Source organism: Saccharothrix isguenensis (assembly GCF_052936305.1).
This window is the reverse complement of record NZ_CP193626.1, coordinates 3,053,979-3,067,547: the sequence shown is the minus strand read 5'-3', so window position 1 is coordinate 3,067,547 and position 13,569 is coordinate 3,053,979. Positions and strand designations below refer to the sequence as shown.

The following is a 13,569-nucleotide window of genomic DNA, read 5'->3' as shown; positions in this document are numbered from 1 at the left end:
ATGGCGGGCACGGTACCGATCCGGGCCGCCGTCCTCCCGAGCGTCAGCCGCGCAGACTGAGGGGACGCAGGTCGGTCCAGTGCTCCTCCACGTAGGCGACGCACGCGTCACGGGTGTCCGGGCCGAACCTGCTGGTCCAGCCGGCCGGGACGTCGGCGAACGACGGCCACAGGGAGTGCTGGCCCTCCTCGTTGACGAGGACGTGGAAGCGGCCTTCGGGGTCTTCGAACGGGTTGGTCACGGCTCGATCCTCCGGTCTGGGTCGGTCGTCGCGGCGTGCAGGTGGCGCAGCACCGCGTCGGCCAGGTGGTGGGCTGTGGTCGGGGTGACCAGGTCGGTCGCGTAGACGAGGTAGCACGGCACCGGGCCGTCGTCCTGCGGTTCGTAGAAGCTGAGGGTCAGGTCGGCGGGTGTGGTGCCGGTGGGGATGGCTTCCAGGGAGCCGGTGTCCGCCTCCAGGGTCGACAGGACGGCCTTCTCGTGGTGGACGATCATGACCTGCGGGTCGGCGGGCACCTGGACGTCGGCGTTGTCCAGCGCGGCCAGGTTCGTGGCGCGGATGCGGGACAGCAGCTCGGTGTAGCTGGGCCGGCCGGCGGTGTCGGTGCGCAACACGATCCGGTTGAAGAACGAGCCGACCAGGCCCGCCAAAGCCTCCTCGGTCCGCCCGGCGGCCATCGTGCCGATCGGGACGTCCGTCCCGTACGGCGTGAGCGCGGCGGCCAGCGCGGCCTGCACGACCATGAACATGCTGGTCCCGGTGCCCGCCGCCAAGCGGTCGATGGACGCGTGCAGTGACGCCGGGAGCTCGAACGGGATCACGTCGGCAGGGTGCCGTCCGGGTCGGGGTTCGTCGGCGTGGGGCAGGGCCAGGACGGGTAGGTCGCGCAACGTCTCCCGCCAGAACGCGTGCTGCTCCTCCCCCACCGCCTCCACGACCTCCAGTGACCACAGCGTGTAGTCGGCGTAGGTCACCGGCAGCGCTGTCCACTGTGGAGCGCAACCGGACCGACGGGCCGCGTAGGCGTGCTGGAGGTCCCGGAACAGCGGCACGACGGACCACTCGTCCACCGCCAGGTAGCTCATGGTCAGCAGCAACGCCTGCGCACCGGACGCGTCCTCGACCAGGCGGGCCAGGACGGGCGGGGTGCCGGGCTCCGCCGACGAGGCGGCGAGCGCGGGCAACGCCTCGTCCAGCGCCACCACCGGCAGGACTTCCAGCGGCGGCACGGCAACGGCTCGCTGCACGTCACCGTCCAGCACCGTGCGCAGCGGCTCGTGGCGCGAGACCACGTCGGCGTACGCGGCGACCAGCGCGGGCACGTCGAACGGGGTCCGAGCGCGCAACGCCAGCGCGTGGTCCCACGACGAAGACGCACGGCCGCGCTGCACGGGCGCCAACGGCAGGTCCACCGGCCGGTCGAACCGGCGCAACCGGGGACGGGCCGACGTGGCGCCGGTCAGCCGCCCGGCCAGCCCGGCGACCGTGGGCGAGTCGAAGACGTCACGCAGCGCGATGTCCACCCCGAACACCGACCGGATCCTGCCCACCAGCCGCATGGACGCCATCGAGTGGCCGCCCAGGCTGAAGAAGTTGTCGTGGATGCCCGGTGACACGCCCAGGAGTTCGGTGAACAGTTCCGCGATCGCCTTCTGCTCGGGCGTCACCGGCCGGTCGTCCCCGGCCAGTGCGGACCAGTCCGGCTGCGGCAGGGCACGGCGGTCGAGCTTGCCGTTCGGGGTCAGCGGCAGCGGTCCGTCGAGGAAGACCACCGTCGCCGGGACCATGTACTCGGGGAGCCGTTCGGCGGCGAACGCCCGCAGGTCGTCCTCCGTCGAGCCGACGACGTACCCGACGAGCCTGGTGACGTCACCCGCGCGGTCGGCGACCACGGCGGCCTGCGCGACCGCCGGGTGTCGGGCCAGCGCGGCTTCGATCTCGCCCGGCTCGATCCGGAACCCGCGGATCTTGACCTGGGTGTCGACGCGGCCGAGGAAGTCCAGGTTGCCGTCGGCACGCCAGCGCGCGCGGTCGCCCGTGCGGTACATGCGTGCCCCTGGCGGGCCGAACGGGGACGCGACGAACCGCGACGCGGTGAGCGAGAACTGGCCCAGGTAACCACGGGCCAGACCGCGTCCGGACACGTACAGCTCGCCGACCACACCGGGCGGCACCGGCCGCAGCCGGTCGTCCAGCACGTACACGGTGGTGTTGGGGTCCGGGACGCCGATCGGCACGGCGGTGTCCCACTCGGGCGCCGCCTTCCACAGCGTCGAGTTGACGGTCGCCTCGGTCAGCCCGTAGGCCGCCAGCAGGTTGAGCCGTCCGGCCCAACGGCCGATCACGTCCGGCGGCACGGTCTCGGTGCCGACCAGGACGGTGGAGCCCTCCGGCAGTTCGCAGTCGGCCGGCAGCGCGGACACCAGCGACGGCGGCAGGATCATGTGGGTGATCCGCCGGTCGCGCAGGAAGTCGGTCAGCTCCGGCCCGGCGACGCGCACCTCGTCCGGCGCGAACACCAGCCGTCCGCCGACGCACAAGGCCATGGTCAGCTCGAACACGGCCACGTCGAAACCGACCGACGCGAACTGGAGCACCCGGCTCTCCGCCGTGAGCCCCATCCGGTCGATCGCGGTCGCGGCCAGGCTGGAGATGCCCTCGTGCGGCACCACCACGCCCTTCGGCCGACCGGTCGAACCGGACGTGTAGATGACGTACATGGCCGAGTCGAGCCCGGCCGGCCCACCGTCCACAGCGGACTCGTCCAGCGCGGCCAGCTCCGCGGCCACGTCCGGTGCGTCGAGCAGCACGGCAGGCACCGGAACGGGTGCGTCGGACGTGGTCACGACGACCGAGGCCGCCGAGTCCCCGATCATGTACGCGATCCGGTCGGCCGGGTGGGACAGGTCGAGCGGCAGGTAGGCCGCGCCGAGCTTCACGGTGGCCACGACGGTGGCGACCATGTCCGCCGACTTGGGCACCGCGATGCCCACCACCGACTCCCGGCCGACCCCGCGTGCGGCGAGGAGTCGGGCGATCCGGTTGGACCGGGCGTCCAACCACGCGTAGCTGACCGAGCGGTTGCGGTCGACGACGGCCACCGCGTCCGGTGTCGCGGCCACGCACCGGGCGAACATCGTCGGGAACGTCTCCTCCGGCACCACCCGGGCGGTCCGGTTGAACTCGCCCACCACGCGGCGGCGCTCGTCGGGGGCCAGCAGGTCCACCGCGCTCACCGGCGCGGACGGCGTGGCCAGCACGGCGTCCAGCAACGTGGTCAGCCGCACGCCGAGCCGTTCCGCGGTCACGCGGTCGAACAGGTCGGTCGCGTACTCCACCCGGCACACGACCGGCCCGTCCACCACGTCCGTGAAGCTGAACACCAGGTCGAACTTCGCCGTCGTGGTCTCGTGGCCGACCCACGTCACCGGCAGGCCGTCGAACTCCCCCGCGTCACGACCCCGGCTGTGGTAGCCGACCATGACCTGGAACAGCGGGTTCCGGGCCGCCGAGCGGGTCGGGTTGAGCCGGTCCACCACCGCCTCGAACGGCACGTCCTGGTGCGAGAACGCGGCCAGCGAGGTCTCCTTCACCCGCGCCACCAGTTCGGCGAAGCTCGGGTCGCCGGACAGGTCGGCCCGCAGCACCAGCGTGTTCACGAAGAACCCGACCAGGTCGTCCAACGCCTCGTCGGCGCGGCCCGCGACCGGCGCGCCCAACGGGATGTCGTCACCCGCGCCGAGCCGACCCAGCAGCGCCGCCACCGCGGCCTGCAACACCATGAACATCGACGCGCCGGACGCCTGCGCGAGCGCCCGCAGCCCGTCCGCCCGCTCCGGGTCGAGCACGACCTCCAGGTCCGAGCCGTGGAACGTCGGCCGTCCCGGGCGCGGCCGGTCCACCGGCAGTTCCAGCTCCTCCGGCGCACCGGCCAACGTCCGCGCCCAGAAGTCCAGCTGTTCCTCGCCGACGATGTCGAGCACGTCCCGCTGCCACACGGTGTAGTCGGCGTACTGGACCGGCAGCGGCGCCCACTGCGGAGCCCCACCCGTGCGCCGCGCCCGGTACGCCGACGCGAGATCACGCAGGAACGGCCGGTCGGACCACTCGTCGGTGGTGATGTGGTGCAGCAGGATGACGATCAGGTGCACGTCGGAGTCGAGCCGGGTGACCGTCACCCGCAAGGGCAGCTCGGTGCGCAGGTCGAACGGCCGCTCGACCTCGTCGCGCACGATGTCCGGCACGTCGTCCTCGGTCGCCGTGCGCACCACCACCACGGGCGTCACGTCGTGCAGGACCCGCTGGAACGGCGTGCCCTCGTGCTCGCCGAACACGGTCCGCAACGCCTCGTGCCGGTCGACCACGTCACCCACCGCGGCGGTGAGCGCGGGCACGTCCAGCGGGCCGCGGACCTTGAGCACCAGCGGGAAGTTGTAGGCGGCGGACGTGCCCTCCATCTGCTGGATCAGCCACAACCGCTGCTGGGCCGACGACAGCGGCAGCTCGGCGGGCCGTTCGACCGGCACCAGCGGCGGCCTGGTCGGAGCCAGCCCGCCACCGGCCCGTGACGCCAGCTCGGCGACCGTGGGCGCGTCGAACAGGTCTCGGATCGCCAGGTCGACGCCCAACGCCGAGCGGGCCCGGCTGATCAGCCGGGTGGCGAGCAGCGAGTGGCCGCCGAGGTCGAAGAAGTTGTCGTCCACCCCCACCGAGGGCACGCCGAGCACGTCGGCGAACAACCCGCGCAGCACGTGCTCTTCGCGGGTGGCGGCGGCCCGGGACGATGCCGGACCGGCAACCACCGGCTTGGGCAGGGCGCGGACGTCGAGCTTGCCGTTCACGGTCAGCGGCAACGCGTCCACCGGCATGATCGCCGCGGGCACCATGTAGTCGGGCAGGCTCGACTTGAGCCCGGCGCGCAGCACCGCCGGGTCGACGGACGACACCACGTACCCGACGAGCCTCTTCACCCCACCCGGGCCGGCGTCGACCACGACGGCGGCGTGCGTCACGCCCGGTCGGGCGGCCAGCGCCGACTCGACCTCGCCCAGCTCCACCCGGTAGCCGCGGATCTTGACCTGGTCGTCCGTGCGGCCGAGGAAGTCCAGGTTTCCGTCGCGGCGGGCGCGCACCAGGTCACCGGTGCGGTACATGCGGGTGCCGGGCGGGCCGTACGGGTCGGCGACGAACCGCTGCGCGGTCAGGCCGAACCGGTCGTGGTAGCCGCGGGCCAGGCCGACGCCCGCGATGTACAGCTCGCCGGGCGAACCGGGCGGCACCGGCCGGAGGTGCGCGTCGAGCACGTACGCCCGCGTGTTGCGGATCGCCTTGCCGACGGTCGCGGTCTCACTGTCCTGAGTGGACGCGCCGAGCGCGTTGATCGTGTACTCGGTCGGCCCGTACAGGTTGTAGCCGTAGGTGCCGGGCGTGTCCCGCAGCCGCTGCCACACCGATTCCGGCACGGCCTCGCCGCCGAGCAGCACGAGCGCGGGCACGTGGTGGTCCAGCAGGCCCTCTTCGATGAGCAGCTGGGCGTAGGTGGGGGTCACGTTGACCACGTCGATCAGGTGGTCGTCGCAGTACGCGACCAGGGCCGCCGCGTCACGGCGCAACTCCTCGTCGCACACGTGCACCTCGTGGCCCTCCACCAGCCACAACAGCTCTTCCCACGACATGTCGAACGCGAACGACACGGTGTGGGCGATGCGCAGCCGCCGCCCGCCCGCCGCCGCGATGGCCGGTGCGAAGATCGCCTGCTGGTGGTTGAGCTGCATGTTCGTCAGGCCTCGGTACGGCGTGACGACGCCCTTGGGGCGGCCGGTCGAGCCGGACGTGTAGATCACGTACGCCGGGTGTTCGAGCGAGAACCTCGGCCACTCGACGTCATCCGGCGATGCGGGCAGGTCCAGTCGCAGGGCGTCCAGGCACAGGGCGTCCGGCACGAGGCCGACCGCCGTGGTCGACAGCACGCACAGCGGCTCGGTGTCCTCGATCATCATCAGCAGGCGGTCGGCCGGGTGGTCGAGGTCGAGCGGCAGGTAGGCGGCGCCGGTGCGCAGGACCGCGAACAACGCCACCACCATGTCGGTCGTGCGCGGCAACGCCAGCGCGACCACCCGTTCGGGTCCGGCGCCCCGGCTGATCAGCAGTCGGGCGAGCGCGTCGATCCGGTCCCGCAACTCGGCGTAGGTGAGCCGCTGGTCGCCGAACACCAGCGCGGTCGCGTCCGGCGTCTTCCGGGCTTGCGCGACGAGCAGGTCGGCGATGGTGTCCTCGACCATGGAGTCGGCGGCGGCGTCCCATTCCGCGGCCAACGCGCGGCGCTCGTGGTCGGGCAGGACGTCGAGCGCGCCGAGCAGTGCCTCCGGCGCGTCGACCAGCCGTTCCAGGACGGTCGTGTAGCGGGTGAGGAGGGCTTCGGCGGCGTCGGCCGTGAAGAGGTCGGGCCGGGACGCGAGCGTGACGCGAGTGCGGGCGCCCGGCGTGATGACCAGCGTCAGCGGGAAGTGCGTGCCGTCCACGTTGGACACGTCGAGCACGCCGTGCGCCCGTGCCAGCTCGGCCTGCCGGTCTTCGCCGTCACCCGTGCGGAGCACGAACAGCGTGTCGAACAGCTGCCGGTGACCGGCCTCCTGCTGGATCTCGCCCAGGCCGACGTGCTCGTAGGACATCAGCGCGGTCCGCTCGGCCTGCACACGCCGGAGCAGGTCCAGCACGGTCTCGCGGGGGTCGACCGCGATCCGGGTGGGGATGGTGTTGAGGAACATGCCGATGACGTGCTCGACGTGCTCGACCTCGACCGGGCGGCCCGCGACGGCGGTGCCGAACACCACGTCGTCCCGGCCCACCTGGCTCGCCAGCACCAGCGCCCACGCGACGGTGAACACGGCGTTGGCGGTCAGGCCGTGCTGCCTGGCCCGTGCCCGGATCCGGTCGGTCAGGTCCTCGGTCAGCTCCTGGTGGAACTCGGCCGGGATGACCGGTTCGCGGGACCGGTCCACCGGCGCGACGAGGGTCGGCTCGCGCAGGCCGGAGAGCGCGGTGCGCCACGCCTGACGTGCGGCGTCGTGGTCCTGGCACTTGAGCCACGCGAGGTAGTCGCGGTAGGAGCCGGGGGGCGGCAGTTCGGCCTGGTGGTCGCGGTACAGCTCCAGCAGCTGCTCCAGGAACAGCCACGCCGACCAGCCGTCCCACAGGATGAGGTGGTGCGTGATGACGAGCCGGTCGCGGCCGTCGGGCAGGCGCAGCACCAGGAACCGGCACAGCGGCGGCGCGGCCAGGTCGAACCGCTCGCGGCGGTCGGCGGCCAGGAGATCGGCGGTTTCGGCCTCGTCCGCCAGGTCGACCACGCGCAGCGGGATCTCCACGCCGGGCGCGATGAACTGCACCAGTCCGGGCACGCCTTCACCGGTGAACCCGGCGCGCAGGCTCGGGTTTCGGTCGAGGAGGGCGGCTCCGGCGCGGCGGAGCCGGTCGGTGTCCAGGCGGCCGGCGAAGTCCATCGTCTCCTGGGAGAGGTAGACGTCGAGCGCGTCGGTGTCGTAGGTGGAGTGGAAGTACAGGCCCTCCTGCAACGGCGACAGCGGCCAGACGTCCTCGGCTTCGGGCAGGGCGCGGCGCTGGTCGTCGGTCAGCACGAGCAGCGGGGCGTCTTCGACGTGGTGGTCGACGGCCTCCACGGTGGCGAGGGCGGCGACGGTGCGGTGCTCGAACACGTCACGAGGGCTGATCCCGACGCCCAGCTCGCGGGCCCGGCTGGACACCGCGATCGACGTGATGCTGTCGCCGCCGAGCCCGAAGAAGTCGTCGTCCACACCCGGCTCCGGCACGCCGAGCACGTCGGCGAGCACGCCGCACAGCAGGCGTTCGCGGTCGGTCCGCGGGGCACGTCGTCCGGTCGTGGTGGCGGTCGGCGACGGCAGCGCGTCCTGGTCGAGCTTGCCGCTGGGGGTGAGCGGGAAGTCGGGCAGCGCGACCAGGGCGTGCGGGACCATCGCGGCGGGCAGGGCTTGGGCGATCCCGACCTTCAGCGCGTCCAGGTCGACGCCCGCCGGCGTCACGTACCCGAGGAGCCGGCCGTCCCGTGCGATCACGGCGGCCCGGTGCACGCCTGGCAGCTTGACCAGCGCGGACTCGACCTCGCCCAGCTCGATCCGGTTGCCGCGCACCTTGACCTGGCGGTCCGTCCGCCCCAGGTAGGCGATCACGCCGTCCGGGCGGCGCACGACCAGGTCGCCGGTGCGGTACATGCGGGAGCCGGGCTCGCCGAACGGGTCGGCCACGAAGCGCTCGGCGGTCAGCCCGGTCCGGCCGTGGTAGCCCAGGGCTAGTTGGACCCCCGCCAGGTACAGCTCACCCGGCACGCCGGTGGGGACGGGTCGCAGGAACGGGTCGAGCACGTGCAGCCGGGTGTTCCAGACCGGGCGGCCGATCGGCACGGCCGGGTCCGGCGCGGCGTCGTACTCGAAGTAGGTGACGTCCACGGCGGCTTCGGTGGGGCCGTAGAGGTTGTGCAGCGGGACGGCGGTGAGCTCCAGCCACCTGAAGGCGACGTCACCGGTCAACGCCTCGCCGCTGCTGAACACGCGGCGCAGGCTCGCCGACCACCGCGCGCTCTCGTGCACCTCGGGGGCGCCGAGGAACGCGGCCAGCATCGACGGCACGAAGTGCAGCGTGGTGATGCGCTCGCGGCGGATGAGGTCGGCGAGGTAGGCGGGGTCGCGGTGGCCGTCCGGCTCGGCGAGGACGACGGCCGCGCCTTCGCACAGCGCCCAGAAGAACTCCCACACCGACACGTCGAAGCTCGACGGGGTCTTCTGGAGCACCCGGTCGTCCGCGGCCAGGCCGTATTCGTGCTGCATCCAGGCGAGGCGGTTCACGATGGCGCGGTGCGTGACGACGACGCCCTTGGGCCGTCCGGTCGAGCCGGAGGTGTAGATCAGGTAGGCGGGGTGGTCCGGGTGCGGGGTGGGCAGTTCGACGTCCGGTGCGGTCTCGCCGGGGCAGTCTTCGGTGCAGTCCTCCGGGCACACGACGGTCGTCGCGCCGGAGTCGGCGAGCATGAACTCGATCCGCTCGGCCGGGTAGTCGAGGTCGAGCGGCAGGTAGGCCGCGCCGGACTTGAGCACGCCGAGGAGTGCCACCACCAGCTCGACCGACCGGGGTACGGCCACTGCCACGACGTCACCGGCGTTGTCGGCTCGGAGCCTGCGTGCCAACGCGGTGGCGCGGCGGTCCAGTTCGGCGTAGGTGAGGGTGGTGCCGTCGTAGATCACGGCGACGGCGTCCGGGGTGCGGGCCGCCTGGGCCTCGATCCGGCTGACGAGCGTGCCCGCGGGGACGTCGACGGCGGTGGCGTTGAGGTCGGCGAACCACTCGGATTCCTGGGCTGAGACCAGGTCGAGGCGGGCCACCGGGCGGTCGGGGGTGGTGGCGAACGCGGTCAGCAGGCGGACCAGCCGGTCCGCGAGCGCGGCCACCTCGGCGTCCGGGAGGCGGTGCTTGAGGCGGAGTTCGATGCGGTCACCGGGCAGGACGACGAGGGCGAGCGGGTAGTGGACCTGGTCGCGGACCTCGACGTCGTCCACCACGTCCGGGAAGTTCTCGACCACGACCAGGGTGTCGAACAGCTCACCGTGCCCGGTGACCCGCTGGATCTCGGCCAGGCCCAGGTGGTGGTGGTCCAACAGGCGGGTCTGCTCGTCCTGGAAGCGCTGGAAGACGGCGGCGAGGCTGTCCCCGCCCTGCCAGCGCTGGCGGACCGGAACGGTGTTGATGAACAGGCCGACCGCGTCCTCGATGCCGGGAACCTCGGCCGGGCGGCCGGCGACCGTCGTGCCGTACACGACGTCCGCGCGACCGGTGAGCGCGCCGAGCAGCAGACCCCAGGCGCCGTGGAGGACCGTGCTGAGCGTGAGGCCCCGGCGTCGTGCTTCGGCGACCAGGGCGGCGCTCAGCTCGACGGGCAGCCGCACGCGGTGCCGGCCGTGCCGGGGCGATGCCTCCGACGCGCCCAACGGCTTGGCGGCCGACGAGAACGCTTCGCGGAGGTCCCCTGCCAGGTGCCCCCTGCTGTCATTCTGCCGGCCGGGTCCGACAACCTTGGTGGGCTCGTCAACATCGGACAGCGCGGCGCGCCAGGCGGCGTGCGCGGCATCCCGGTCCTGGCTCGCCAGCCACGCGAAGTAGCGCCGGTGGTCGACCGGACCCACCCGGCCACCGACCAGCTCGCGCCGCAGCAGCCCGACCGACCAGCCGTCCACCAGGATGTGGTGCACCGTCAGCACGAGCCGGTCGCCGTGCCGCGCCGCCCGCATCAACGGCGGCGCGGCGAGGTCGAAGCCTTCGGCGCGCTCCGCGGCCAGCACGTCTTCGAGGTCGACGGCCGCCGGGTACTCGTGCCAAGGCAGCGTCACCGCCTCGGCGATCACCTGCTCGACCCGCCCGCGCCCGGTCTGCCGGAAACCGGCCCGCAGCAACGGGTGCCGGTCGAGCAGGCCCTGGACGTCCTCCCGGCCGACGTCCAGGGTCAGCACTTCCTGCACCACGTACGAGTCGTCCGTGTCGTACTGTGCGTGGAAGAAGAAACCCTCCTGCAACGGCGACACGGGCAGCACGGCGCCGTCGAAACCGGTCACGTCGGCGACCTGGGAAGCGGCACGGGCGACACGGGCCAGCCCTGCCACCGTCCGGTGCTCGAAGACCTCGCGCGGCGTGATCACCAGACCGGCGGCGCGCGCCCGTGACACCAGCTGCATGGCGGTGATGCTGTCGCCGCCCAGCTCGAAGAAGTTGTCGTGGATACCCGGCGTCAGGCCCAGCAAGGCCTCCACCAAGTCCACCAACGCCTGCTCGGCCGGGTTCGTCGCCGGCGCGTCACCACTCAGAGCGGTCCAGTCGGGCTCCGGCAGCACCGCCCGGTCCAGCTTGCCGTTCGGCGTCAACGGCAGCGGGCCCGCGTGGGGCACCACCACCGACGGCACCATGTACTCGGGCAGCGCGGAAGCGACGTGCTCCCGCGCCTCCGCGGGGGAAGCCGAGCCGACCACGTACGCGACCAGCCGCTTCACCCGCCGGTGGTCCTCCCGCACCAGCACGGCGGCCTGCGCGATGGCCGGGTGCCCCATGAGCACGCTCTCGACCTCGCCCGGCTCGATCCGGAACCCCCGGATCTTCACCTGACCGTCCGCGCGCCCCAGGAAGTCGAGGGTGCCGTCCGCCCGCCACCGGGCGCGGTCACCCGTCCGGTACACGCGGGCGCCAGGTGCCCCGAACGGGTCGGCCACGAACCGGGACGCCGTGAGCGCCGCCTGCCCCCGGTAGCCACGCGCGAGCCCCCGGCCGCCGACGTACAGCTCGCCCTCGACCCCCACCGGCACGGGCCGCAGCGCCGAGTCGAGGACGTAGCACCGCGTGTTGGGGTCAGGCACACCGATCGGCACCGGCCCGGTCCAGTCCGGCTGCGCCGCCCACAGGGTCGAGTTGACCGTGGCCTCGGTGAGCCCGTAGGCGGCGACCACGCGCAGCCGCCGGGCCCACCGGGCGATCAGCTCGGTCGGCACGGTCTCGGTGCCGACGACCAGCACCGCGCCCTCGGGCAGCTCGCAGTCCGCCGGCAGCGCCGCGACCAGGGACGGCGGCAGGATCATGTGCGTCGCCTGGTTCGAGGCGATGTACGACGTCAGCGCCTCCCCCGCGACCCTCCGGTGCGACGGCACCACGATCGCCCGCCCGCCGACGCCCAGCGACATGCACAGGTCCCACACCGCCACGTCGAAACCGACCGAGGCGAACTGCACGACCCTGCTGTCCGCGGTGATCCCGATCCGGTCCACCGCGGTCGCGATCAGGCTCCCGATGCCCTCGTGCGTCACGACGACGCCCTTGGGCCGACCGGTCGACCCGGACGTGTAGATCACGTACGCGGCCTGGTCGAGCGCGATGTCCAGCCCCAGGTCGGAACCGTCGGACGGCAGGTCGAACCGCGTCTCCGGCGTGATGACGAGCTTCGCGCCCGCGTCGGCCACCATGTACTCGACCCGGTCACGCGGGTGGTCGAGGTCCAGCGGCAGGTACGCGGCGCCCGCCTTCATCACCGCGAGCAGCGTGACGACGAGGTCGGCCGAGCGCGGCAACGCCACGCCCACCACGTCTTCGGGCTCCACGCCTTCAGCCACGAGGGCACGGGCGAGCCGGTTCGCCGCGGCGTTCAGCTCCGCGTACGTGAGCTGGACGTCCTCGCACACCACGGCGACGGCGTCCGGCGCGCGCAGGGTCTGGCGTTCGAACGCGCCAGGCCACGTCACCTCGTCCACCTCGCGCGGTGAGGTGCCGAAGTCCAGCAGGCGCGCGCGTTCCGCGTCGTCCACCAGGTCGATCAGCGCGACCGGCTGGTCGGGGTCGGCGTCGAGGACGCGCAGGAACCGGCGCTCGTGGTCGGCCAGCTCCGCCGGCGTGCAGACGGCGGCGTTCGCCTCGAACGTGACGGCCATGCTCCCGTCCGCACGCGGGAGGAACGACGTGGCGAGGTCGTTGACCGGCCCCAGTGACAGCATGTCGAACGTCAGGTCGAGGCCGTCGAACAGGGCCTCGCGGGTGAACCCCAGGTAGTTGACCGTGGGCCCGACCAGCTCGGCGATGCCGTCGCGCAGCCCGAGTTCGCGGGCCAGGTCCTCACCCCGGTAAGCGCTGTGGGACACGACCTCGCGGATCTCCCGGTCGATGTCCGCGACCAACCCGGTGACGGTGCTGTCCGGCCGCACGGTGACGCGCAGCGGCAGCACGGTGGACACCATGCCGGGCGTGACCCGGCTCGCCTCGTCCCGCCGACCGGTCACCGGCATGGCCAGCACCAGGTCGGACGCGCCGGTCACGCGGTGGGTGTAGGTGGCGATCGCGGCGATCGCCTGGCGTGACGACAGCCGGTCCGGCAGTTCGACGGTGCGGCGGACCACGCGGCGCACCTGGCCGGCGGCGCGCGGCACGAGCCGCACCGGCTCCGGGCGGTCGGCCATCTTCGCGTGCCAGAACTCCCGGTCCTGTTGCCGCGCCGGGGACTCGCGGTAGGCGAGGTCGACGTCGACCAAGGCCTGCAACGGCTTGGGCCGAGGCTCGTCGGAAGCCGCGTACAGCTCGCTGGCGCGTCGGGCGATCAGCACCATGCCCGAGGCGTCCAGCACGAGGTGGTGGTAGCGCTGGTACCAGACCACGTGGTCGTCGGTGACGCGCAGCAGCGCGTGGTGGAACATCGGGCCGTTCTCGACGTCGGTCACCCGGTCGAGGTCGGCGTCCATCCACGCCCGCGCATCGACGGCCGAGTCGAACGACAGGTGCGTGACGTCGGTCGTCACCGGGGTCTGGACCTGGCCCTCGTCGGTGAACCGGACGTGCAGCGCGCCGGCCTCGCCGAGCGCCTGCCGGACGGCCGCGTCCAGCCGGGCGTGGTCGACCGCGCCGCGCAGCTCGACGTACAGGCCGATGTTGTAGACGGGGTTGTCGGGCTCCAGCTGCTGTGCCAGCCGGACACCGGTCTGCGCACCGGTCAAGGGCAGCGCCATGGTCACGAACCT

2 protein-coding genes are annotated in these 13,569 nt (G+C 72.8%); both read right to left on the bottom strand.

Annotation, left to right across the window (positions count from 1 at the left end; translation table 11 throughout):
* Window positions 1–43: 43 nt before the first annotated feature.
* The gene (locus tag ACRAKI_RS14440; protein WP_447007589.1) at window positions 44–241 is read right to left on the bottom strand and encodes an MbtH family protein; all 198 of its coding nucleotides are present in this window, start codon (window positions 239–241) and stop codon (window positions 44–46) included.
* On the bottom strand, window positions 238–13,557 hold the full coding sequence (locus tag ACRAKI_RS14435) for an amino acid adenylation domain-containing protein (RefSeq protein ID WP_447007588.1): 13,320 nt from the start codon (window positions 13,555–13,557) through the stop codon (window positions 238–240). The genes ACRAKI_RS14440 and ACRAKI_RS14435 overlap by 4 nt, the downstream gene beginning before the upstream one ends.
* Between the last annotated feature and the right edge of the window lie 12 nt (window positions 13,558–13,569).